This is a genomic window from Citromicrobium bathyomarinum (assembly GCF_021021475.1).
In the GTDB taxonomy this organism is placed as follows: domain Bacteria; phylum Pseudomonadota; class Alphaproteobacteria; order Sphingomonadales; family Sphingomonadaceae; genus Alteriqipengyuania; species Alteriqipengyuania bathyomarina.
Genome location: NZ_JAINWL010000001.1, coordinates 556,523 through 579,173, shown reverse-complemented (window position 1 = coordinate 579,173; position 22,651 = coordinate 556,523). Strand labels below are relative to the sequence as shown.

Below are 22,651 nucleotides of genomic sequence, written 5' to 3'. Positions count from 1 at the left end.
TACCGGCTGGGCATGTCCGACGCCAAAACTCTCGCCGCAGACCCGCACTGGCTGCCCCACCGGATCGATCCCGTCGCGGGCACGATGGAGTTTCTGCGGGTCGAGCGCGCCGCGCTGGCCGATACCGGCTTTCTCGCCGATCGCACCGGGCAGGCCCGTGCGCTGCCGCTCGCAGAAGTGCAGGGCCTCTCGCCCGAAACCGGCCCGCTGCATTTCATCTTCCACACCGCCTTCTGCCGATCGACCCTGCTGGTTCGGGCGCTCGACATACCGGGCGTGTCCGCAGGGCTGAGCGAGCCGGGGATTATCGCCAGCCTCGTCAATGCAGGGCAGGCGGGCGAGCCGCTGATCGCCCCGGTGACGCAGCTGCTCGCGCGACCGTGGGGTGAGGGCGAGGCGGTGTTCGTCAAGCCCACCAACCATGCCAACCGGCTGGTCCCCGCGCTGATGAACGCGGCACCGCAGGCGCGCGCGATCCTCATGACCAACCCACTGCCCAGCTTCCTCGCAGCGGTGATCCGCAAGGGGATGATGGGGCGGCGCTGGGGGCGCCAGCTCTATCTTGAAATGATGGGCTACGCCCCGCTCGACCTCGGAATGGACGGGCGCGAGCAATTCCTGATGACCGACCTGCAGGCTGCCGGTCTCGCGTGGTTCCTCAATCAGCGCTATCTCGATGCGATCGCGCGGCAATATGGCGACCGTGTCCGTGTGCTCGACGGCGACCGCTTCGATGGCGCGCGGGCAGAGACGCTGGCTGCGATCGGCAGCTTCACCGGGGTCGCGATTGACCCCGCCCGAGCGGAGGAAATCGCGCAAGGCCCCGTCTTCGCCCGCGACGCCAAGACCGGAGCCGATTTCACCGAGAAATCCATCCGCGACCGCGAAGCCACCCACAGTGCGGTGGTGGAGGACGAGATCGCCAAGGTCGGCGAATGGGTCGGCATGATCGCGCAGCAAGTGGGGCTGACGGTCCCGGTGAAGCAGACGCTGTTCTGATGCGCTAATCCGTCAGGGGGAACGCGACCACCGGCTCGTAATGCGCGCCGCCTGCATCCAGCCGGCTCTCATAAAGATGAAACGTTTCGACCTGCCACACCGGCAGCGCGAGCCGGGAATGCTGCGCCAGCCACCCGCCGATCGGCCCGGTCGAGGCATTGACCCGCGCGATGGTCACATGCGGCACGAACTTGCGCTTCACCGGCTCCAGCCCGGCGGCGCGGCACGCACGCTCGACCCGGCGCTGGAGAATGTTCAGCGGCTCGCTTTCTTCGACCCCGGCCCACAGCGAGCCGACCCGGCCCTTGCGCTCGAAAGTACCGACGCTGCGCAGGTCCAGAGCAAAGCGCGGCGCACGCACCGCCTCCAGCGCGCTCGCCAGATCATTGGCCTGCGCCCGGTCGACCTCGCCGACGAAACGCAGCGTCAGATGCAGCTGCTCGTCTGCCTGCCACCGCGCGCCCTCGACGCCCTCCATGGTGTCGATCAGCGGATCGCGGATGGCCTCGGGCGGACGAAGGGCGACGAAGAGGCGGTGCATGGCGCTCCTGTCCTCTCCGCCGCCCGTTTCGTCAAATGCCGTGCGATTCCATCGGCACGACGCGGTTTTCAAGCGCAGCATCGTCCACCGCGCGCACCAGTACCGCGGCAAGGTCGCCGCGTGCGGTGGTGCCGTCGCCTTCGACATCGTCGCCGAGGCGGATGTCGCGCTTGCCGTCGTCATGCGTCAGCGCGCCGGGGCGGATGATCGCGTAGGGCACGCCCGAGGCGATCAGGTGCTCATCCGCTGCCTTCTTGGCGAGCGCGTAGTGATAGAGGTCCGAGTCCGGATCGGGATCGTCCACGCCGCGCGCGCTCAGCATCACGAAGCGCTTCACGCCCGCCGCCTTGGCCCGGTCGACCAGCGCCTTCGCGCCATCGCGGTCGACCTTGTCGGTCATCTCCGGCCCGGTCTTGCTGCCCGAGCCTGCGGCGAAGATCACCGCGTCGATGCCTTCGCAAACATCCTGCGGAAGGTCGGTCAGGTCGCCCTTGCGCGTGCCGCATCCATCGGGGAGCGACGAGGTGTCGGAACCGTCGCGCACCAGCGCGATGGGCGAATGCCCCGCTTCGATGAGCTGCGGGACGAGGCGCTTGCCGGTGTGTCCGGTTGCGCCGGAGACGAGTACTTTCATGGGTGTGGTCCTTCGAATTGGGAGTTCGAGGGCTCAGCGGTTGCGGGGCGGGGATGTTCCGGAAGCGTCTTTCACGCCTTCATACGAAAATGGCACGAAGGCACTAGCTGTGTATCGCCAGGGGAAAAGGACAGGCTCAGGTCCATTCAATGCACAAACTTGGATCGTCTTCATGGTCACTAACGATGCGATTGTAGCGGTTGATCACATCATACAGCGCGTCCGATATCGATTTATCCGAGAACACGCCCAGTTCATTAATGTTCAACGAGATGAATTGATCTGCCGAGTAGATTTCGATCCTTCCCTGAAGGCCCTGATTTTCGACTAGATTTTCTGCGCCCGAAACACCTTTGGGAGTTGTTACAATCATCGGACGAATACTAGAGTGCAGATTCTTACGGCACTTTTCTAGCAAGAGGTCGCTAGGTGAAGCAGTCACGTGAATGGCTGTGTTGCCAATATCGAAGTCGCCGCCGCGCGCATCATTATCGCTCACATTTGCGCCATGATGCTTTATACTCACGCTGCCTGCAAGCGCGGCTTCCAACTTTGCGCCGACGAGATGCTGCAGCATCGTGCCAAGCACCATTGCTCCGGCACCTTTTCTCTGTCGATCAAGAGCCTGTTCCATTAGGTCGCGAATAATGGACTGAATACTAGCGCCTTGTTCGCGGCGGAGCTTGAACGGCTTGGTTGCGAAATGTCGGTTTACCTGCTCGACCCAGAAGCCCTCGAATTCATCCAGATCGAATTGAGCTCGCTTTGATTCTTCGTTTAGGAACCCAACGTATGCCCGCATTTGCGCGACTGCACCGCGATTGGTGCGCCCCGCTTCGGTTCCAATGCTCTGGGTTACGCCGTGGTCGAAGAGAACCTTGTTTCCTGCTTTTCCATTCAGCCCGCGAACCTGCGATCCGCTCGGCGCGACATGATCGTCTGCATCTAGTGGTAGGCCCTCATCACGCGCACGCCGGGTCATCACGAGCCCCACGTTCAATGCTCCACGCGTGCTGAGCATCTCATTTTGCGCGGCGAACTCTCGTAGCCGTTCAAGCGGCTTCATGGGACAAATCCGCCTCAAGAACACACTCGATGATATGCTGGCTGATCCAGCGCACGACCGGTACGACGACCCCGTCTCCGGTCAGATGATAGGCGTCGTTATAGCGTTCGGGCAAAATGTAGCTATCGGACAATCCCATGAGCCGTGCGGTCTCCCGAGTGGACAGGAGCCGTGAACGAATTTCGCCGTCCCGGCAAACTAGAATGCTCTGTCTGCTGGAGCCTCCGCCTGGGGTTCGCAGGCATCCGGCCAAGTCGAATCTGACCTCTGCGCGTTGCGCTTTTACGCCGTCGACACGTCGCGTGCGTTTGTAGATTGCACCTATAGCTGTCTTGGAATTCGCACTGTGCAGATCGACTTTGGCGCGATTTGTCGGCGACATCATGTCGAGGAGTCGTCGTGTCTCGGCTTCGCTGTGCCAACAGATACCGGTTGGTTCGTCCTCAATGATATCGACCAGGTTCAGGTTGCGCTTCGCAGGCGTCGGAGGACAGAACCAAAGCCAGTTGGCTTGGATAGATGTCGGCAGCCGCGCGTATGCGGTCTGCAATTGCTTCGAGTGCCAGTGAGGCGAGGGTTGAGCTGACTGGACACCGCTGCGCAAGGGCCGATGCGAATCAACGGCAATCAGAAAGAGCCGCGGCCTGGACTGGGGGACAAAGTCCTTCGCGTCGGCAACTACCCCGCCAAGCCAATACCCGGCTCGGGCCACCTCGGCACAAAGGGCAGAGAAATCGTCCCCGTTTCGCGATGTGAGCAGACCGCAGACATTCTCCAGAACGACTGTTCGAGGTTTTCGCCTCTCCGCGATCAAACCCTCGATGACATTCCAGAACGGCCAGAATGCACCTGATCTTGAGCCGTTAAGACCCGTTCCATTTCCGGCGAGCGACAAATCCTGGCACGGGAAAGAAGCCCAGACCAGATCGGGATCGCCGGGAAGCTGGCGATGGTCGACATCCGCGACATCACCGCACCACATCTCTTCATCGCCCCAATTTGCGCGATATATTGCGGCCTTTTTCTGATCAAAGTCGTTGGCAAACAAGCATTTCCAGGCGCTGCCAAGCCCCGCACGAGCCATGCCGCCACCGGCAAAAAATTCGTAAAAGGTATGGCTAGCCATCAGTCGTACCTGCCTCTTTCCCCGTCACAGCTAAAGCTACGATTGCGGGTAGTCCCCTGAATCCTATCTTGGTGGTCGACAATGGCGCAGGTCGCGTTGCGCTTCAAGAACAGATATGGAACACGCCCACCATGGCACTTACCAAAATCTCCGTGCGCGGTGCGCGCGAGCATAACCTCAAGGGCGTCGATATCGACCTGCCGAGGGATTCGCTGATCGTCATCACCGGGCTCTCGGGCTCGGGGAAGAGCTCGCTCGCTTTCGATACGATCTACGCGGAAGGTCAGCGGCGCTATGTCGAGAGCCTCTCCGCCTACGCGCGCCAGTTCCTCGAGATGATGCAGAAGCCCGATGTCGAGCATATCGAAGGGCTCTCGCCCGCGATTTCGATCGAGCAGAAGACGACGAGCAAGAACCCGCGCTCGACCGTGGCGACCGTCACCGAGATCTACGACTACATGCGGTTGCTGTGGGCGCGGGTGGGCGTGCCGTACTCGCCCGCGACCGGGCTGCCGATCGAGGCGCAGACCGTTTCCAACATGGTCGACCGGGTGATGGCGCTGCCCGAGGGCACGCGGCTCTACCTGCTCGCGCCGGTGGTGCGCGGCCGCAAGGGCGAATACCGTAAGGAAATGGCCGAGTGGCAGAAGGCGGGCTTCACCCGCGTGCGGATCGACGGCGAGATCTACCCGATCGAGGACGCGCCCGCGCTCGACAAGAAGTTCAAGCACGACATCGAAGTGGTGGTCGATCGCCTCGCGGTGAAGGAAGGGCTGGAAACGCGGCTGGCGGACTCGTTCGAAACCGCGCTGCGGCTGGCCGAGGGGCTTGCTTACGTCGACCTCGCCGATGGCGTGGTGCCGGGGCGCGAGGGCGAAGATACGGGGGAGGGCAACCTCAAGGGCGCGGGCGTGCCCGCCAACCGGATCGTTTTCTCCGAAAAGTTCGCCTGCCCGGTCAGCGGGTTCACGATCGAGGAGATCGAGCCGCGGCTGTTCTCCTTCAACGCGCCGCAGGGGGCGTGTGCGACGTGCGACGGGATCGGCGAGAAGCAGCTGTTCGACCCGCAGCTGGTGGTGCCGAACGAGGCGCTGACGCTGAAGCAGGGCGCGATCATGCCGTGGGCGAAGAGCAATCCGCCGTCGCCCTATTACATGCAGGTGCTCGCCAGCCTGGCGAAGGAGTTCGGCTTCGACCTGACCACCCCGTGGCAGGAGCTGGGCACGGAGAACCAGGACGTCATCCTCTACGGCACCAAGGGGAAGCGCGTACCGCTGACCTTCAAGGACGGGCGCAAGCAGTACACGGTCAACAAGCCGTTCGAGGGCGTGATCGGCAACCTCAACCGCCGCCTGCTGCAGACCGAAAGCGCGTGGATGCGCGACGAGCTGAGCAAGTTCCAGACCGCGCAGCCGTGCGAGACCTGCCACGGCAAGCGGCTGAACGAGAAGGCGCTGGCGGTGAAGATCGGCGGGACGCCCGGCTCCGGCGAAGACGCGATCGACATCGCGACCCCGTCGCAGATGAGCGTGGGCGATGCGAAGGTGTGGTTCGAGAACCTGCCCGAACGCCTGACCGACCAGCAGCAGCAGATCGCCCGCGCGATCCTCAAGGAAATCAACGAGCGGCTGGGCTTCCTCGACAACGTGGGCCTCGACTACCTCAACCTCGACCGCAAGTCGGGCACGCTGTCAGGCGGCGAGAGCCAGCGCATCCGCCTCGCCAGCCAGATCGGCAGCGGGCTTTCGGGCGTGCTCTACGTGCTCGACGAGCCGAGCATCGGCCTGCACCAGCGCGACAACGACCGGTTGCTCGAAACGCTCAAGCGGCTGCGCGACCTCGGCAACACGGTGATCGTGGTCGAGCATGACGAGGACGCGATCCGCACTGCCGACTATGTGGTGGACCTGGGCCCCGGCGCGGGCGTCCACGGGGGCGAGATCGTGGCGGAGGGCACGCTGAAACAGGTGCTCAAGTCCAGGAAATCGCTCACCGCGGCGTACCTGAACGGCACGCGCGAGATCGAAGTCCCGGCCACGCGCCGCAAGGGCAACAAGCACAAGCTGACCGTCCACGGCGCGCGCGCCAACAACCTCAACAACGTCACCGCGTCGATCCCGCTGGGCACCTTCACCTGCATCACCGGCGTCTCCGGCTCGGGCAAGTCGAGCTTCACCATCGACACGCTCTACGCCGCCGCCGCGCGCGAGCTGAACGGCGCGCGGGTGATCGCAGGCGCGCACGACAAGGTCACCGGCCTGCAGCATTGCGACAAGGTGATCGAGATCGACCAGTCGCCGATCGGCCGCACGCCCCGCAGCAACCCGGCGACCTATACCGGCGCCTTCACCCAGATCCGCGACTGGTTCGCCGGCCTGCCCGAAAGCCAGGCGCGCGGGTACAAGCCCGGCCGCTTCAGCTTCAACGTCAAGGGCGGCCGGTGCGAGGCGTGCCAGGGCGACGGCCTGATCAAGATCGAGATGCACTTCCTGCCCGACGTCTACGTCACCTGCGAGGAATGCGACGGCAAACGCTACAACCGCGAAACGCTGGAGGTGAAGTTCAAGGGCCACTCCATCGCCGACGTGCTCGACATGACGATCGAGGATGCGGAAAGCTTCTTCAAGGCGGTCCCCCCGATCCGTGACAAGATGGCGATGCTGAACGAGGTGGGGCTGGGCTATATCAAGGTCGGCCAGCAGGCGACCACGCTGTCGGGCGGCGAGGCGCAGCGTGTGAAGCTGGCCAAGGAGCTGAGCAAGCGCAGCACCGGGCAGACGCTCTATATCCTCGACGAGCCGACCACCGGGCTGCATTTCGAGGATGTGCGCAAGCTGCTGGAAGTGCTCCACCGGCTGGTCGACCAGGGGAACTCCGTGGTGGTGATCGAGCACAACCTCGACGTGATCAAGACCGCCGACTGGCTGGTGGACCTCGGCCCGGACGGCGGTGTGCGCGGCGGGGAGATTGTGGCGGAGGGTACGCCGGAGCAGGTGGCTGCGGTGAGTGGGAGCTATACGGGCAGCTATCTAAAGCCGATGTTGGAAAGGCAGGCCGAACCGGCGGAGTGAGAATGTGATCTGAAGTTCGTCTGCGCCGGACTAAACCCGGTGCAGACTAGGTGCCCCACGGGCGTTAAGCGATACTCAAGATAATACGGGCGCTTAAAATTTGAAAAGCTAAACGTTTACCCGGTGAAAATAGATTAAGGCGATAAACCCGATTTAAAGAGCGCGAATAGTTTGAGGAATGGCGAAATTTCAAATTGGTAGAGATTTAAGTATCTCAAGTACCGACCTTAGAAGTGCGCCTATCTGTGAGTTAACGCTAAAATTTGCGAGGAGCCATGCTTCTTGAGCAAGCATCCATTTGGCGGTGGCGAGCAGCGCGCCACCTAAAGTTACAGAACCAGCCGCAAGAGCCTTTCTGTTTCTCCAAATCCACCCCGATGCTGACTGTACGACATTGCCAATAAATCCAAATGCCAACAATACTTTACTGGCTGAGTCAGAATCTGCATCTATTCCTTTTCGCAAAAAATCAAGAGTTTCTCTCGAGTTTTTATCAATTACAACCTTCGCTTGATATATTCGTGAAATTTCACGGAATATTTCTAACGGATCGGAATCTAGTCCCCGTAGACCTTCATTCAGTTGATCGTCGATTTTTCGGGTGTCTGGATGAATGGATACTGCGAAGTTGTGCGCCCGAACCAAGTTCTGGAAGCAGAATAAGGTCTGGTCAGAGATATCTGGGATATCTGATCCAGCGTCTTTTGCTAAATGAATGTCGAGAAGTCTCCTGAGGCGATCGCCTCTTATTGCGAAAGGGATGGGATTTTCCCACCCAGTTGAACCGAACGAATTATCGTAGCTATCAATATCATCTTTGAGATGAGAAGCGCTATTCTTATCGCACTCTGCTTTCATAGCGTTTAACGCATCTTGAAGCTCGGAAAACGCAATGTGGTTTTGGCCGCTTAACCGCGCAGTCGGAGGGTCGCTAATTTCAATAGTTCCATTTGAAACAGTTACAGACGGGGCGGTCTGTGAAAATTCAACGCTTGCTTGGTAATCAACCAGCGCTTCGACCTCTTCTAATATTTGTTCCGCAAATATTCCATTGATCGTCGTGACATCGTCAGAAGACATAAAGTCATGTCTAAGACAGAGTTTATTTTCAATAGATTTCCAAAGGCCGTTAGGAACCTTGCTCGATGTCTTTCCGAGAAATCGAAATTCGTACCACTCGATCCAAACGTTCCATGTTTCGCTCCTGGCTTGAAGCCTCTCTTTAAGGAGTAGCCAAGACCTATACAGTGAGTGGTTCGGATTCAGGGCTGGCGGAAGTGTACCCACTCCTCGCTTCGTGCGATAGATTCCGATTACATCGGAAAGATCCTTCTTTAAATAATTCCAAGTTTCATTTTTCAATTCATCTACCGCGACCATCCTGTCAGTGTAATTCGCAGGTGCGGGAATATCACTCAACTCGGAAGCGAAGTTGATCGAATTGTCAAAGGAGGATTGTGCGCAGCGCCGGAGTATCTCCATTCTCTGCGCTTTTGTTCGCGGGAGGGTCGATTCAAGTCCCGCTCTGAAGCAAATCATCAAGCGATTGTCTTGAAGATGCCTTTGTAGCTTTTTTAGATACTGATTCGCGACAGACGACAGCACCGGGTTTGAGCCGTTCAGCTGGCTACTACAGATAAGAAGGCTGCGAAAGGTGTCCTCCAATTGGACATACTGGCTGTCGACATGATCTCGTAATCTGTACGCGAGAAGCCCTAAGGACCTACCGGCGATACGGAAGCAGGCTCTCTGAACTGGGTCAAATTCGCATTTCGAAATTTCTAGTTCGAGATCTTGTACGATTTTCACTTATACGACCCTTCAGGCAATGGTCTTCATCTCGGTATTGGCAAGGATCGGACGTATGTAAAGATGTGTCCTACATCCCTCTCCCCCACTAGCCTCTCCGGTCCCCACCCACCAACCCGAGAGGCACCCTCATGTCCAAACCTGCCCCACAGCACCCCGACCTTATGGGCGGGCCACCGCTCTCGGCGCGCGTCGCGTATGAGGAGTGGCAGCGCCATGTCGACGCGGGCCGGATCGGGAAGCGCGCCTTGCAGACGCCTGCGCAGCTGCTGCGCCATATGCGCAACGAGGAAGTGCTGCTCGGGCGTGCGGTCTCGGTGACCGTGCATGTGCGGGAGGAATTGCGGGGGCGGTAGGTTTCGCTGCATTCTCTTAATCGTCGGCCCGGACTTGATCCGGGCCAAGGCTTTGTTTCCCTGCTTGGCTGGTTGGGGCTCAACAGCGGTTCAATCGGGGCGGCATTGGCGCGATTGGCCAGGCGAGGTGAAGAAGAAGCACTGGCCCGGATCAAGTCCGGGCCGACGATAGGGGGCGAGGGGGGAGGGCGACTACGCCCGCGCGATCTCGCGCCCTCGCACAAAACCTGTCCTACACGTGGTTTCGCCTCTAGATGATCCGGTCCGTCTCACCCCGCGCGCCGTCTGGGCTGCGCCAGCTTACGGACCGATGCTCCATGCCCGATCTCGCCGATACCGCCGATACGCCCGAAACCCGCCTCGCGCTCGCGCCGCAGGACGAGGCGGCTCTGCCCGCGATCCCCGAACAGTTCAGCCGGGAGCAGCAGGCCGATTTCCTCGATGCGCTGGCGCAGGGCGGCAATGTCCGCGCGGCGTGCGGGGCGGCGGGGGTCTCGCGCTCGACCGCGTACCGGATGCGGCGGGCGTGCGGCCGGTTCGAGCAGCTGTGGGATGCCGCGCTGCTGGTCGCGCGCACGCAGGTCGAGGCGGTGTTGGCGGACCGCGCGCTCAACGGGGTGGAGGAGACGATTTTTTACCACGGGGAGGCGGTGGCGACGCGCCGCCGCTACGACGCGCGGCTGCTGCTCGCGCATCTCGCGCGGCTCGACCGGCTGACGCAGAACCCGGCGACCTATCACGCGGCGATAGGGTTCGATACCGCGCTCGACGAGCTGCTCGATGCGCCCGAAATGGTCCAGCACTATGCCGATGAGGAAGGGGATCGGGCGGCCTGATGCACGCGGGCGGGGAGGGGGTGCGTTTTTAACCCCTGGACTGTGTGTCAGGTGTGTCAGGCCGGGCGCGGAACGCGCCTCAGATGAACATCCAGGGGGAGAATACGGCCAGCACCACGAAGTGCAGGTTGAGCACCACCAGCACCGCGATCGCCCACCGGCGCGAGCGGATGAAGGGCATGGCGAGGATCGCGACCGAGCCGACATTGTTGGTCCAGTCGACCGTGCTCACGATCCATGCGGGCGCGGTTGTCGGCTCCAGCGGCGGCTCGAACAGCGCGCGGCCGAAATCGGCGAGCAGTGCGACCGCGATCACGCCGAACCAGATGAAGCGGCGGTGGGCCATGTAGTAGGCGTCGAAATCGGGCCACGCCTCGGGCTCGTCCGGCCACAGCGCGGCGCTGATCAGGTAGTACCAGCCGATCACGCCGAGCACGCAGATCAGGCTGAGGAAGTTGAGCGGGACGTTGCCCTGCACGTCGAACATGAACAGCCAGAAGGTCGCCTGGTGGAACAGCACGACCGCGGCGGAGAGCGGGACGAGCCAGCCGATGCGAACCTGCTGGACCACGCCGTCGCCGCCCTGGTCGCCATAGGCCAGCCGGTTGTGGCGGATGCGGCTGCGCAGCTTGTAGGTGCGGGCATAGCCGGCCAGCACCTCGGCCATGGTCAGGCCCAGCAGCAGGGTGAACAGTTCGAATGTGATGTCGAATTCGCTCATACCGCCGCCCCCAGCTGCCGGGCAAAGTCTAGCCCCGGTGGCTTGGGGTGGCCAGCGGTTTGCGCGGTGTCGCGATGATGTCGCTGGTCGATGAGATGATGTCGTTCGCAGAGAAGGGCTTGCCTTTTGCGCGAAGGCCTATCGCGCGCCTTGCACAACCCCGCCGCGCCGGATAGCTATCGTGCGATCCGAAACGGCAATTGGGGGATTGCTACCATGGCGACAGCCAGCGCGCGGAAAGCTGCGGCGAATGCGGAGTACAGCGTCAAGCCGCTGTTCGCGGAGCCGGTGTTCGTGACCAATATCGGCCACGCGATCTCGCCCGAGCAGGTCGAGTTCATCCAGTCGGTGACGATGCTCGAAAACCAGATCAACCGCATTTCCGAGGATCTCTACCTGTTCGACCGGCGCGAGCTCAAAAGCATCAAGCAGGCGGTCCACGCTGCCTTGGAGACCTACGCCCACGATGTGATGGGTGTGAGCAGCCGGCTGGAGGTGACGCAGAGCTGGGCACTGATGAACCCCCCCGGGGTGGGGATGCATGCGCACACGCACTCCAACTCGCTGGTCTCGGGATCGCTGTATTACGCGCCGATGCCCGATCCGCCGGGCAACATGATCTTCGAGCGGACCACCGGCTACCGCCAGATCGAGTTGGGGATCGAGAGTGGGCGAACCAACATCTACAACGCGCCGCGCAATGCGGTGGTGCCCAAACAGGGCGATCTGGTACTGTTCTCCAGCTCGATCCTCCATTTCGTGGAGGAGAACCGGTCGAACCAGAACCGCTATTCGATCGCGTTCAACACCTTCCCGCGCGGCACGATCGGCGCCTTTCGCGATGTCAGCGAGCTGAAGCTGTAGCGTGAGTTGGATTAGCCAGTCTGCTTGAACTGCAGTCGAGGGGAACCTGCAGCAAGCGCTAGTCGATCAGCGCGAGCTCCACGGTGCCGTGGCCGCGCTGGATCAGGCCGAGCTCGACCGCCGCAGCGCGCGAGACGTCGATCTCGCGCCCATGCGCATAGGGCCCGCGGTCATTGATGCGCACCACCACGCTCTTGCCGGTGCGCGGATTGGTGACGCGCACCCTGGTGCCGAAGGGAAGTGTCTTATGCGCGGCGGTGAGAGCGTTCATATCGAAACGCTCGCCACTGGCGGTGGGGCGACCGTTGAAGCGCGCGCCGTAATAGGAAGCGACGCCGCTGCGCCACACTGCCGGTTCGGCTTCGATCGGCGGATCGATCTGGTCGAGATCGACCGCGCGCGCGCTCGCCTCCGGCATCGGCGGCGCAACATCGAAGCGTGCGAAGCTGGCGTCGAACTGATCGACCGCGGGCACACGCTCGTCGGTCAGCGAGACCGGGCGTGCTTCTGCCGAGAGGTCGGCGACCAGCGGCTGCTGGCCCGGCGCGTCCTGCGCTCCGGCGCCTGCGAGCGGCAGAGCGAGCACGGCAAGCGCGAGCGTGGGGAGCGCAGCGCGGCGAAGGGTCTTTTTGTTCCCGTCCATGGCGGGGCAAATTAGGCCCACTTCGCCAAGAAGGAATACGGCCGAAGGCGGCTCGCCGCGCTTTCGCCACATTTGAACGGAAAGCTTCGGACCTTTCGCGCTCCTTGCCGGTTATTGCGCGAATTCCCTAATTTCCGCTGCGCTGGTCGCGTTTTGCCAGCAATTTCAACCGCAAGGCGTTGAGCGAAATGAACCCTTGCGCATCGCGCTGGTCGTATGCGCCGGCGTCATCCTCGAACGTGACGTGCGCTTCGGAATAGAGGCTGTGCGGACTGCGGCGACCGACGACCGAGGCATTGCCCTTGTACAGCTTGAGACGCACGTCGCCGGAAACGCGTTCCTGGCTGTGGTCGATCGCCGCCTGCAGCATCTCGCGCTCGGGGCTGAACCAGAAGCCATTGTAGATCAGCTCTGCGTATTTCGGCATCAGCTCGTCCTTGAGATGCGCCGCCCCGCGATCGAGCGTGATCTGTTCGATCCCGCGATGCGCGCGGGCGTAGATCTCGCCGCCCGGCGTCTCGTACATCCCGCGGCTTTTCATGCCGACGAAGCGGTTCTCGACCAGATCGAGCCGCCCGATGCCGTGCTTGCGGCCCAGATCGTTGAGCGCGGCGAGAAGCGTGGCAGGGCTCATCGCCTCGCCATTGAGCGCGACGCCATCGCCCTTCTCGAACGAAAGCGTGATATATTCCGGGGTGTCCGGCGCATCCTCGGGATTGTCGGTGCGCGAATAGACGTAGTCGGGCGTCTCTTCCCACGGGTCTTCCAGCACCTTGCCCTCGGACGAGGTGTGGAGGAGGTTCGCGTCGGTCGAGAACGGGCTTTCGCCGCGCTTATCCTTGGGCACCTCGATCTGGTGCGACTCGGCCCAGGCGATCAGCGCGGTACGGCTGGTCAGGTCCCATTCGCGCCACGGCGCAATCACGGTAACGTCGGGATCAAGCGCGTAGGCGCTCAGTTCGAAGCGAACCTGGTCGTTGCCCTTGCCGGTCGCGCCGTGGGCGATGGCGCCGGCGCCGGTCTCGCGCGCGATTTCGACCAGCCGCTTTGAAATCAGCGGGCGGGCGATGCTGGTGCCGAGCAGGTAGTCGCCTTCGTAACGGGCATTGGCGCGCATCATCGGGAACACGAAGTCGCGCACGAATTCCTCGCGCAGATCTTCGATGAAAATGTGCTTGTCGGGAATGCCCATCGCCTGCGCCTTGCGGCGGGCAGGCTCCAGCTCCTCGCCCTGGCCAAGATCGGCGGTGAAGGTGACGACCTCCAGCCCGCGCTCGACTTCGAGCCACTTGGCGATGACGGAAGTGTCGAGGCCGCCCGAATAGGCGAGGACGACGCGGTTATTGGTGCTGGCGTTGTTGCTCATGCCGCGCGGCTAGCAGCGACCGGGGAACCGCGCAACGCGGATTGCGGCCAGCAACAGGCGCAGTTCAGCGCAACTGGCTGTCCTTGCTGCCGCGACGGTTGATGCCACTGCTGCGCACGGAAGCATCAAGGCCGGACTGGCATTGCACGCACCGCTTCACTCCGGGTAGCGCGGCGCGGCGCTTTTCGGGAATCTCTTCCCCGCACTCGACGCACCACTGCTCGCTCTCGCCGGTCGGCATCCGCGATCGCGCCGCGCTGACCGCGTCGGATACGGTATCGTCGATCTGGTCCTGAACCGCGCCATCGCGCGCCCATCCACCTGCCATGTGCCTGCTCCTGCAAACGTCCAGAACCCAATCTGGGGTCGGAAGCCGCCGAAATCAATCGCTTGGCCGGATCGGGACGCAGCGGGTCACCCTTTGGCGAGCAGATCCTTCTCCGCCTGCGCCATGTAATCGCGGGAGAAGGGCAGGGCATGGCGGTGGCGTGCAAATTGCAGCTGGTAGTTGCACATGGTCCCGCTTTCGAACGCGGCGGTGGCTCCTGCCAGATAGAAGGTCCACATGCGGTAGAACCTCTCGTCGTACATCTGCACGATCCGGTCCCGATTGGCTTCGCACTTGGCGTACCAGGCGCGCAGCGTGTGCGCATAGTGCAGCCGCCAGGTCTCGACATCGGTGGCGATCAGGCGGCTCTTCTCGCTCGCGGCGACGGTTTCGCTCAGCGCGGGGATATAGCCGCCGGGGAAGATGTACTTGCGGGTGAAGGCATCGGTCGATCCCGGTCCCCCCATGCGGCCGATCGTGTGGACCAGCATCACTCCATCGGTGTCGAGCAGCTTGCCGGTGCAGCGGAAGAAGGTTTCGAACTGCTGCTGCCCGACATGTTCGAACATGCCGACCGAGACGATCCGGTCGTACTTGTGGCCCTGGTCTGCGTGGTCGCGGTAATCGATCAGTTCGATGCTGACCTTGTCTTCCACGCCTGCCGCCGTGACCCGCTCGCGCGCCAGCGCGGCCTGTTCCCTGGACAGGGTGATCCCGGTGACGTGCACCCCGGCGCGCTGCGCGAGGAAGATTGCCATGCCGCCCCAGCCGCACCCGATATCGAGCACCCGCTGGCCCGGCTCCAGCGCCAGCTTGGCCGCGATATGGGCCAGCTTAGCCTCCTGCGCCTCGCCCAGCGTCATGCCCTCGCGCGGCCAGTAGCCGCAGCTGTACTGCATGTGCTCGGGATCGAGCATCAGGCGGTAGAGCGCGTTGCCGATATCGTAGTGATGCGCGACGTTCGCGCGGCTGCGGACCGCGTTGTTGAGCTGTTCGCCGTGGAAGGCGATCCGGTTGCCGAGTTTCCTGAGCGGGCTGGGTCGGTTGTAGCTCGCCCCTGCCTCCCACGGGGCATTGCGCGCGAACAGGTCGACCAGGCCCATCACATCGCCGCGCTCGATCACCAGCCGCCCGTCCATGAAGGCTTCCGCTGCGCCCAGCGCCGGATCGAGCAGGATGCTGCGCGCGACGCCCGAATCGGTCAGCCGGATCGCGATATCGAGTGAGTTGGAGCCGGGCGCGCCGAACTGCGCCCGGCTACCGTCTGCGAAGACCACTTCCAGCGCGCCGGACTTGATGTGCCCGTCGAGGAAGCGGCAGAACAGGAGGTTAGCGGGGCCGCGCGGGCGGCCGCTCCCGGTCGGTTTAGATCTCGTTTGATCGAGCAGTTTGCCAGTCCTTCTTGCGGGGCTCTGTGGGCACGCCTCGGCTATGCGCCTAGTCCGACTTGCGGGCAAGCATACGGTCCAGCAAGGGCGGCTTCGCGGTCTTGGGCGGCAGGCGGCCTGAAAGTTCGAACAGCACGTTGCCCAGCTGCACCGCCTGATCCTTGTTCAGAACCATGCGCGACACCAGCACGTCGTTTGCGTTCTGCGGCATGTTGGTGACGGTTTCCAGACGCAGGACCATGCTGGCCCCGTAATCCTCGGCCGTCCAACCGACCAGCACGCGCACTTCCTCGTCACTCCAGACGTTCGCCATGTTCGGTAGGCCCTGTTCGGTAAAGAGGGCTCGACTCTATCCAGCGGGCTTTGCGCCCGCAAGGCGGTCACATCCCGGCGTACCATTGATAGCCACCATAATCTTCCCAGTAACCGCCCTTGCCGAGGCCGATCGCATCGAGGCTCGCGACCAGTTCGATGCCGGTGAGATATTTCGCGTGCTTGTATCCCAGCTGCCGCTCCACCCGCGCGCGCAGGGGGGCGCCGTTCTTGACCGGCAGCGGCTCGCCATTGAGGCGATGCGCGATGATCGTCTGCGGGTGGTAGGCATCGTCCATGTCGATGCTCTCGTAATAGCGGCCGCGCGTATAGTCGTCGGCGCAGCGGAACACGACGTAGTTCGCGCCCTCGCGCACCCGCGCCAGTTCGAGGAAGGTCGACAGCTGCGGGCCGGTCCACTGGCCGATCGCGCTCCACCCCTCGACGCAATCGTGGCGGGTGATCTGGGTGCGCTGGGGCAGCGTCATGATCTGGTCGAGCGTGAAGGACAGCGGCCGTTCGACCAGGCCGGTGACGGTAAAGCGCCAGTCGGCAAAGCCATTGGTGACATGCTCGGGATAGCCATCGTTCTGCGGGTCGGTCGACCCGTTGCCGCGGAAGGTGGGCGAGATGTCCTCCAGCGCGTATTCCGGAACGAGCGCGTTGCGCGCACGCAGCGCGCGTTGCAGGCCCATCTGCCAGTCGTCGACGGTTTCGAAAAAGCGTGTCCCCGCCTCGCTGTCGCCAACCTTGGTGCACGCGCCAAGCATCAGCGCGCCCGAGCCGAGCAGGACGGAGCGGCGTTTCATCGTGAAGCTCATGCGCTCTCTCCCTCGGGCTTGGCTGGGCGGGCAAAGGGCGGGTTTGTCGGCTGGTGGTCTCCACCAAGGATCATCGCGCGCAGCTGCCCGACCGGACCGCTCAGCAGCACGAGCACCACATGGACCACGAAGAACCCGAACAGCCCCCATGCGCACAGGAAATGGAGGGATCGCGCGCTCTGCCGCCCGCCGAAGATGTCGACCAGCCACCACAGGCTCGGCTCCATTCCCGGGCTGATCGCCAGTCCGGTCAGAACCATGCCCGGCAGCAGCACGCCGAACACGGCACCATAGGCGATCTTCTGGAGGAAGTTGTACTTCCCCTCTCCATGGGTGAAGTCGAACCGCAGGTGCTTGGCAATGTCCGCCCTGATCGCGGACCAGCGCCATTCGCGCCGCGTAGTCTTGATATCGCGGCGGAAATGCCCGTTCCACAGCATCGCGATCCACATCCCCAGCAGGCCGAAGGCGAAGGGGAAGGCCATCAGCAGATGCCAGTCGCGCGCCTTGGCGAGGCTGTAGTAATCGGGGATGGTCATCCAGCCGGGAAAGCGGGGCACCGCCAGCCAGGCCTGCGTGGGCGAGAAGCCCCAGTCGCCCCAATAGAGGTAGGGGTGGGCGTTGGAGATGTTCAGCCCGCTCATGAACAGCACCACGATCGCGATCAGGTTGATCCAGTGCCAGATGCGGGTCGAGACGAAGTGCCTCATCGCGCGCCCTCCCGTTCCAGATAGATCACGTCGCGTGGCTGGCTGAGCAGGTGCTGCCCGTTATCGACGAACAGCGTCTCTCCGCTCGCCAGATCGCCGCCTGCCAGCATCACTGCCGCCTGCGCGACATCGCCCGGGGTGGTGCGGCGGCGGCGCAGATTGAGCAGGTGGGATCGCTCCGCCTCCTCCTCGCTCTGGTCGTGGCTCGCAAGGATTGCGCCGGGGGCGAGGCCGTAGACCCGGTCCTCGCGCCGCGTCGCACCCATCGCGAGCATCCGGATCGTCGCGTCGAGCGCGTGCTTGCTCATCGTGTAGCTGAAGAAATCGGGGTTCGGATTGGCGAGCTTCTGGTCGGTCACCTGGATGACATGGCGCCCCGATGATGCGCGCGCGTGCGCAAGATAGCTCTGCGCGAGCATCGCAGGCGCGCGCGCATTGGTCCGCATCGCCCGGTCATGAACCGCCGGGTCGAGCGCGGTCACGCTGTCCTGTTCGAAGATCGCGGCGGAGTTGACCAGCGCGCGCCAGTCTTCCAGCCGTGCCGAGAGGTCCTGCGCCAGCGCATTGGCCGCGCCGTCCTGCGCGAAATCCGCCTGTGCGATCTCGGCGGAGGGAAGCTCGCCGGCAAGCGCTTCGGCTTCCTCGCGCGAGGATCGGTAATGGATGACCACGTGCCACCCGGCCTCGGCGAAGGCGCGCGAGAAGGCCGCGCCCAGTCGCTGCGCGCCCCCGGTGATCAGCACGCTCGGCCTGCTCATACTCCCCTCCTTTCAGGCCGACCCATATCGGTCCGGGCGCATATTACAAAGGGGCCGCACACCGGCTTAGTGTGCGGCCCCAGCATATTGGGCGATGATCGCCTCAGCGGCAGCGCAGATCGCCGCGTTCGATCTCGCGGCCGAGCAGGCCGCCGCCGATCGCTCCGATGATCGCGCCAAGCGTCGAATCGGCGGCGATCTGCGAGCCAGCGAGCGCACCCACGCCAGCGCCGATCACCAGACCGGTCGACCCGTCGTTGCGGCGGCAGCGGTAGCGGCCGTCCTGCCCGCGCCACACGCGGTCGCCGCGATCCAGGCGCCGTTCGTGGCGCGCCTCGCGCCGCGCATCGCGGTAGCCGCGCCGATACTCGCGCCGATCGCGATAGTCGCGGCGCTGATACTGGTGCGCGCTGGCGGGCGTGGCGGAGAAGGGCGAGGCCGCAATGGTGCTGGTGCGGCTCTCGACGGGAAGCTCTGCGGCCAGCGCGGGGGCGGCGGGCAGGGCGAGGGTGGAAGCGGCGATTGCCATCATGGGGATCTTCATCGGGTCACTCCTTCGAATTGTTCTGTCCCAACCAATTCCGAAGCAGCGCCCCGGCTCCCCAACCTCAGATGAACGATACGTTGGCTTGGCGATTTGCAGACGAGCCGTGCGAAGTCCGCGATAGATTAACCGTGCTCGGTGCGCCGAACCGACCGACCGTCAGTCGATCTTGCGGACGGTCAGCGCGTACCAGTCGCGCTGGGTGCCGTCGGAGCCATTGCCCCGATAGCGTTCGGCCTCCTCGACCGCGAAACCTGCGTGGGCATAGGTCTGCTCGAGCCACGCAGGGCTGGGGAGGTTGGTCCACCGGCCCAGCAAATCGCGACCCTCGTCCGGGTGGGCATCGTCGCCCAGCTTGAAATTGGCAAAGTGCCACCCTGCGGGCTTCAGCGCGCGGTGAATGCGTCCGAGGATGTCGGGCAGTGCATTGCGCGGGGTGTGCAGCAGGGATGCATGGGCCCACACGGCATCATAGCTCTGGCACGCTTCAAGCTCGTCGAACCGCATGACGCGCGCGGGGATGTCGAAGCGTTCCCGCGCCTTGCGTGCCATCGCCGCTGCCGCGTCGGTTGCGTCGACCCGTAACCCGCGCTTGTGCATGTGGGCCGCGTCCGCGCCGCAGCCACACCCCAGTTCCAGCACCGACGCACCCGCCTCCAGCCGATCGAGGAACGGGTCGAGGTTTCGGTGCCGGCCCTGCGCGGTGCTGGCGGTGTAGTGCGGCGCGGCCCGCGCGTAATAGTCGATCGTGGCCTGATCGAAGCTCATTCGCCTTTGAGATGCTCGGCGAGGAAGGCGAGCGTCGCGGGCCAGATTTCCTGCTGCGCGGCGAGCGTGGCTTCGTCGTAACGGAATTCACCCTCGGTCCGCTGGACGCCGGTGCCCGACAGCGCGTGGCTTGCGCCCGGATAGATCATCGCGACCGTCTCCAGCCCGCCGGCCTCGGCCCGCCGCTCGGCGATATTCTGCGCCATTCCGCCCGAGTTCCAAGTATTGTCGGCATCGCCGCCCGCGACCAGTACGGGCTCGTCGATATCCTCCACACGAATGCGCGCGGCGGGCACCCGGTCGGGATTGGCACGGCGTCCTGCATCCTGCGGCGTGCGCAGGCGGACGACCGCGCCGGGGATCGCGTATTTCGCGAATTCTTCTTCCATGCCCAGGTAGGGCACGAAGGGCAGCGGCTCGCCGGCCCATGAGAAGCTGCTGACCTCACCCGGCTTCACCTGCGGCCCCCAGCCTTCCCAGATCACGTCGCTGGGCACGATCGCCACGACAGCTGCAAATCCGTCGATCCGGCTGGCCCCTGCAAGCACGAATTCCGCACCCTTGGATACGCCGTATAGACCGATCGCATCGGCCTGCACATCGTCACGCGCGCGCAACCAGTCGCGCGCGATCGCCAGCTTTTCGAGCGGAATGGAGTCGAACGCCTCGGGCAGGTCGGGCAGCTGTCGTGCGGGGGGAAGATAGCCGGGCGAGTAGTAGGGCAGGCCGAGCACGGCATAGCCCTGTTCGATGAAGCGTGGGGCCGAACTGCGAGAGCCCATGTCGCCGCCCTCGCTCCCGCCGAGTACGATGATGACGGGGAAGGGACCTTCGCCCTCCGGCGTGGCAAAATAGGCATAGGGCAGTTCCTCGCCGACCATGATTTCGGTCGGGGCGACCGGCGGGCCGGGATCGGCCGCGGCGCTGGTGGAGAGCCCCAGACCGAAAGCGGCAAGAATTGTCAGAAATGTGCGCAAGCATAACCTCCCTTGGTGTGTTATGCGAGTGTTACACCTCCAAGCGATTGTTTCAAGAGGCGGAGAGCCGATCGCGTCGATCAGGTGGCCGGGTGCTTGCGGCGAATGTCGTGGACCAGCCGATCCGATACGCGAGGGAGGCTGGCCAGTTCTTCCAGCTCGCCGCGATCCGGCTTTCCGCCCGCATAGACGAGGTGAAAAGCGCGCCGGACGGTCCAGTCGGCTGCCCCTTGCTCCATCGGGTCCAGCGAGTCTCCCGCCTTGGCCAGGCCGGGCTGGATCACGCGAAAGAACATGCCGCAGCGCCCGCTTTGGACGATCGCCTTGACGATGCCCTTGCGGCCCAGATGGCGTTCGATCGTCGCGCACGGCTGGCGCGGCTGGGAAACCTCGATGATCGCGGTGCCGAGGCGGAACCGGTCGCCGATGCAGACTGCGGTTTCGTCGACCCCGTGAACGAACAGGTTTTCGCCCATGCTGCCCGGCCCGGCCAGCGCGGATGAAGCGTCGAATTGCTCCTTAAGCCAAGCATAGTGGTCGGCCGGGTAGAGATGCACGGCCATCGCCGGAAAGCCGTGGTGCTTGCGATTTACCTGCTCGTCGCCCGCCACACCGCGCGGCCCGATTTCGACCGGGCCCTCGAGTGGCGATTTGGCGATGGCACTGCGTTTGTCGCCGGGAAGCAGGGCTGCGCGTCCGGCGCAGATCGCTTCGACCGTCAGGCTCACGCGGCGCTTTTTTCCTCGGCAGCTTCCGCGGCTTCGCGATCGCGCTGGGCGCGGCTCTTCTTCTCCGCTGCGGTCTTCAGCTGGCCACAGGCCGCACCAATGTCGCGCCCGCGCGGGGTGCGAACAGGCGCGCTGATGCCGCCTTCGAAGACGATGTCCGAAAAGGCGCGGATGCGTTCGGGGAGGGAGGTTGCGTAGTCGCTGCCGGGCCACGGGTTGAACGGGATCAGGTTCACCTTGGCGGGCAGATCATACTGCTTGAGCAGGCGGACGAGCTCGCGGGCATCCTCGTCGCTGTCGTTCTTGTCCTTGAGCATGATGTACTCGAAGGTGATCCGCCGGGCGTTGCTGGCGCCGGGATAGTCGGCACAGGCCTGCAGCAGTTCCTCGATGCCGTACTTCTTGTTGAGCGGAACGATCTCGTCGCGGATGTCCTTGCGCACGGCGTGGAGCGAAACCGCGAGATTGACGCCGATCTCCTCGCCGCAGCGTTCCATCATCGGGACCACGCCGCTGGTCGAGAGCGTGATGCGGCGCTTCGACAGGGCGAGCCCGTCGCCATCCATCACCAGCTTCATCGCGTCGCGGACGTTGTCGAAATTATACAGCGGCTCGCCCATGCCCATCAGCACGATATTGGTCAGCAGGCGTCCGTCTGACGTGTATTCAGCGCTGTCCTCAACCTCGTCGAGGCCGGCCATCGAACCCTTGGGCCATTCGCCGAGGCTGTCGCGCGCGAGCATGACCTGGCCGACGATCTCGCCCGGCGTCAGGTTGCGCACCAGCCGCATCGTACCGGTGTGGCAGAAGCGGCAATTGAGCGTGCAGCCGACCTGGCTGGAGATGCACAAGGTTCCCCGATCCGCGTCGGGGATGAAGACCATCTCGAAATCGTTCCCGTCGGCGGTGCGCAGCACCCACTTGCGGGTTCCGTCGGTCGAGTGATGCGCCTCGACCACCTCGGGCCGTCCGATCACGAAGCGTTCCGTCAGCCACGGGCGCATGGTCTTGGCGATATCGGTCATCGCCTCGAACTCGGTCACACCGCGGTGATAGAGCCAGTGGAACACCTGCTTGGAGCGCAGCTTGGCGGCCTTGGCGTCGAGCCCGGCGGCCTCGAAAAGCTCGCGAATGCGCGCCTTGGGCAGGCCGATGAGGTCCACGCGCCCGTCCGCCCGAGGCGTAATATCGCGCGGGGTCGGAACCGGATCGAACGCGCCGGGGGTGGGCATGAGGTCTGTATTGGCCATGGGAGAGCCGCACATAATCGCTTCTGCGGCGAAAT

The 22,651-nt window shown here is 63.5% G+C and carries 24 protein-coding genes; 5 read left to right on the top strand and 19 right to left on the bottom strand.

Annotated elements, in window-relative coordinates; translation table 11 throughout:
- Positions 1 to 12: 12 nt before the first annotated feature.
- Positions 13 to 999, top strand: coding sequence for a hypothetical protein (locus K7H93_RS02910; protein WP_230782390.1), 987 nt, complete (start codon positions 13 to 15; stop codon positions 997 to 999).
- 4 nt (positions 1,000 to 1,003) lie between these two features.
- On the opposite strand, the gene thpR is transcribed toward K7H93_RS02910, so the two are convergent.
- The 4 genes from thpR to K7H93_RS02890 all read right to left on the bottom strand — a co-directional run bounded on the left by thpR (position 1,004) and on the right by K7H93_RS02890 (position 4,366).
- Positions 1,004 to 1,540, bottom strand: coding sequence for an RNA 2',3'-cyclic phosphodiesterase (gene thpR, locus K7H93_RS02905; RefSeq protein WP_230782388.1), 537 nt, complete (start codon positions 1,538 to 1,540; stop codon positions 1,004 to 1,006).
- A 31-nt stretch (positions 1,541 to 1,571) separates the two neighbouring features.
- Positions 1,572 to 2,174 carry an SDR family oxidoreductase gene (locus K7H93_RS02900; protein ID WP_230782386.1) on the bottom strand — a complete coding sequence of 201 codons (603 nt, stop codon included), beginning with the start codon at positions 2,172 to 2,174 and terminating at the stop codon, positions 1,572 to 1,574.
- Between the two features lie 136 nt (positions 2,175 to 2,310).
- Positions 2,311 to 3,240, bottom strand: coding sequence for a DUF4928 family protein (locus K7H93_RS02895; protein ID WP_230782384.1), 930 nt, complete (start codon positions 3,238 to 3,240; stop codon positions 2,311 to 2,313).
- A complete protein-coding gene (locus K7H93_RS02890; protein WP_230782382.1) occupies positions 3,227 to 4,366 on the bottom strand; it encodes a DNA cytosine methyltransferase in 1,140 nt (379 codons plus the stop codon). The genes K7H93_RS02895 and K7H93_RS02890 overlap by 14 nt, the downstream gene beginning before the upstream one ends.
- 131 nt (positions 4,367 to 4,497) lie before the next feature.
- Here K7H93_RS02890 and uvrA point away from each other — a divergent pair, with 131 nt between their 5' ends.
- The gene (gene uvrA, locus K7H93_RS02885; protein ID WP_230782380.1) at positions 4,498 to 7,437 is read left to right on the top strand and encodes an excinuclease ABC subunit UvrA; all 2,940 of its coding nucleotides are present in this window, start codon (positions 4,498 to 4,500) and stop codon (positions 7,435 to 7,437) included.
- 189 nt (positions 7,438 to 7,626) lie between these two features.
- Here the strand turns inward: uvrA and K7H93_RS02880 are convergent, their stop codons facing one another.
- Positions 7,627 to 8,856, bottom strand: a complete 1,230-nt coding sequence (locus K7H93_RS02880; protein WP_230782378.1) for a hypothetical protein — start codon at positions 8,854 to 8,856, stop codon at positions 7,627 to 7,629.
- A gap of 521 nt (positions 8,857 to 9,377) precedes the next feature.
- Between K7H93_RS02880 and K7H93_RS02875 the strand changes: the two genes are divergently transcribed.
- Positions 9,378 to 9,602, top strand: coding sequence for a hypothetical protein (locus K7H93_RS02875; protein ID WP_230782376.1), 225 nt, complete (start codon positions 9,378 to 9,380; stop codon positions 9,600 to 9,602).
- 317 nt (positions 9,603 to 9,919) lie between these two features.
- Positions 9,920 to 10,438, top strand: coding sequence for a helix-turn-helix domain-containing protein (locus tag K7H93_RS02870; RefSeq protein ID WP_230782373.1), 519 nt, complete (start codon positions 9,920 to 9,922; stop codon positions 10,436 to 10,438).
- A gap of 79 nt (positions 10,439 to 10,517) precedes the next feature.
- Here K7H93_RS02870 and K7H93_RS02865 read toward each other — a convergent pair whose 3' ends face one another.
- Positions 10,518 to 11,159 carry a hypothetical protein gene (locus tag K7H93_RS02865; RefSeq protein WP_230782371.1) on the bottom strand — a complete coding sequence of 214 codons (642 nt, stop codon included), beginning with the start codon at positions 11,157 to 11,159 and terminating at the stop codon, positions 10,518 to 10,520.
- A 216-nt stretch (positions 11,160 to 11,375) separates the two neighbouring features.
- On the opposite strand from K7H93_RS02865, the gene K7H93_RS02860 reads away from it, so the two are divergent.
- Positions 11,376 to 12,023: a putative 2OG-Fe(II) oxygenase gene (locus tag K7H93_RS02860; RefSeq protein ID WP_230782369.1), complete on the top strand. Its 648-nt coding sequence runs from the start codon at positions 11,376 to 11,378 to the stop codon at positions 12,021 to 12,023.
- 58 nt (positions 12,024 to 12,081) lie between these two features.
- On the opposite strand, the gene K7H93_RS02855 is transcribed toward K7H93_RS02860, so the two are convergent.
- The 13 genes from K7H93_RS02855 to rlmN form a co-directional block, all read right to left on the bottom strand.
- Positions 12,082 to 12,666, bottom strand: a complete 585-nt coding sequence (locus tag K7H93_RS02855; protein ID WP_230782367.1) for a septal ring lytic transglycosylase RlpA family protein — start codon at positions 12,664 to 12,666, stop codon at positions 12,082 to 12,084.
- 127 nt (positions 12,667 to 12,793) lie between these two features.
- A complete protein-coding gene (locus tag K7H93_RS02850; protein WP_010234824.1) occupies positions 12,794 to 14,032 on the bottom strand; it encodes an argininosuccinate synthase in 1,239 nt (412 codons plus the stop codon).
- Positions 14,033 to 14,096: 64 nt separating this feature from the next.
- The gene (locus tag K7H93_RS02845) at positions 14,097 to 14,360 is read right to left on the bottom strand and encodes a DksA/TraR family C4-type zinc finger protein (protein ID WP_010234827.1); all 264 of its coding nucleotides are present in this window, start codon (positions 14,358 to 14,360) and stop codon (positions 14,097 to 14,099) included.
- Positions 14,361 to 14,446: 86 nt separating this feature from the next.
- Positions 14,447 to 15,637 carry a class I SAM-dependent methyltransferase gene (locus K7H93_RS02840; protein ID WP_230782366.1) on the bottom strand — a complete coding sequence of 397 codons (1,191 nt, stop codon included), beginning with the start codon at positions 15,635 to 15,637 and terminating at the stop codon, positions 14,447 to 14,449.
- 160 nt (positions 15,638 to 15,797) lie between these two features.
- A complete protein-coding gene (locus K7H93_RS02835; RefSeq protein ID WP_230782365.1) occupies positions 15,798 to 16,061 on the bottom strand; it encodes a hypothetical protein in 264 nt (87 codons plus the stop codon).
- Between the two features lie 67 nt (positions 16,062 to 16,128).
- Complete coding sequence (locus tag K7H93_RS02830) at positions 16,129 to 16,881, bottom strand: molybdopterin-binding protein (protein WP_230782364.1); 753 nt, start codon at positions 16,879 to 16,881, stop codon at positions 16,129 to 16,131.
- Positions 16,878 to 17,591 carry a cytochrome b/b6 domain-containing protein gene (locus K7H93_RS02825; protein ID WP_230782363.1) on the bottom strand — a complete coding sequence of 238 codons (714 nt, stop codon included), beginning with the start codon at positions 17,589 to 17,591 and terminating at the stop codon, positions 16,878 to 16,880. Before K7H93_RS02825 ends, K7H93_RS02830 begins: the two co-directional genes overlap by 4 nt.
- On the bottom strand, positions 17,588 to 18,349 hold the full coding sequence (locus K7H93_RS02820) for an SDR family oxidoreductase (protein ID WP_230782362.1): 762 nt from the start codon (positions 18,347 to 18,349) through the stop codon (positions 17,588 to 17,590). The genes K7H93_RS02825 and K7H93_RS02820 overlap by 4 nt, the downstream gene beginning before the upstream one ends.
- Positions 18,350 to 18,452: 103 nt before the next feature.
- Positions 18,453 to 18,893, bottom strand: coding sequence for a glycine zipper 2TM domain-containing protein (locus tag K7H93_RS02815; RefSeq protein WP_230782361.1), 441 nt, complete (start codon positions 18,891 to 18,893; stop codon positions 18,453 to 18,455).
- Positions 18,894 to 19,052: 159 nt separating this feature from the next.
- Complete coding sequence (locus K7H93_RS02810; protein ID WP_230782358.1) at positions 19,053 to 19,661, bottom strand: class I SAM-dependent methyltransferase; 609 nt, start codon at positions 19,659 to 19,661, stop codon at positions 19,053 to 19,055.
- Positions 19,658 to 20,638: an acyl-CoA thioester hydrolase/BAAT C-terminal domain-containing protein gene (locus K7H93_RS02805; RefSeq protein ID WP_230782357.1), complete on the bottom strand. Its 981-nt coding sequence runs from the start codon at positions 20,636 to 20,638 to the stop codon at positions 19,658 to 19,660. The genes K7H93_RS02810 and K7H93_RS02805 overlap by 4 nt, the downstream gene beginning before the upstream one ends.
- Positions 20,639 to 20,718: 80 nt before the next feature.
- The gene (locus K7H93_RS02800; RefSeq protein ID WP_230782356.1) at positions 20,719 to 21,366 is read right to left on the bottom strand and encodes an MOSC domain-containing protein; all 648 of its coding nucleotides are present in this window, start codon (positions 21,364 to 21,366) and stop codon (positions 20,719 to 20,721) included.
- Positions 21,363 to 22,616, bottom strand: a complete 1,254-nt coding sequence (gene rlmN / locus K7H93_RS02795; RefSeq protein ID WP_230782355.1) for a dual-specificity RNA methyltransferase RlmN — start codon at positions 22,614 to 22,616, stop codon at positions 21,363 to 21,365. The genes K7H93_RS02800 and rlmN overlap by 4 nt, the downstream gene beginning before the upstream one ends.
- Positions 22,617 to 22,651: the final 35 nt, after the last annotated feature.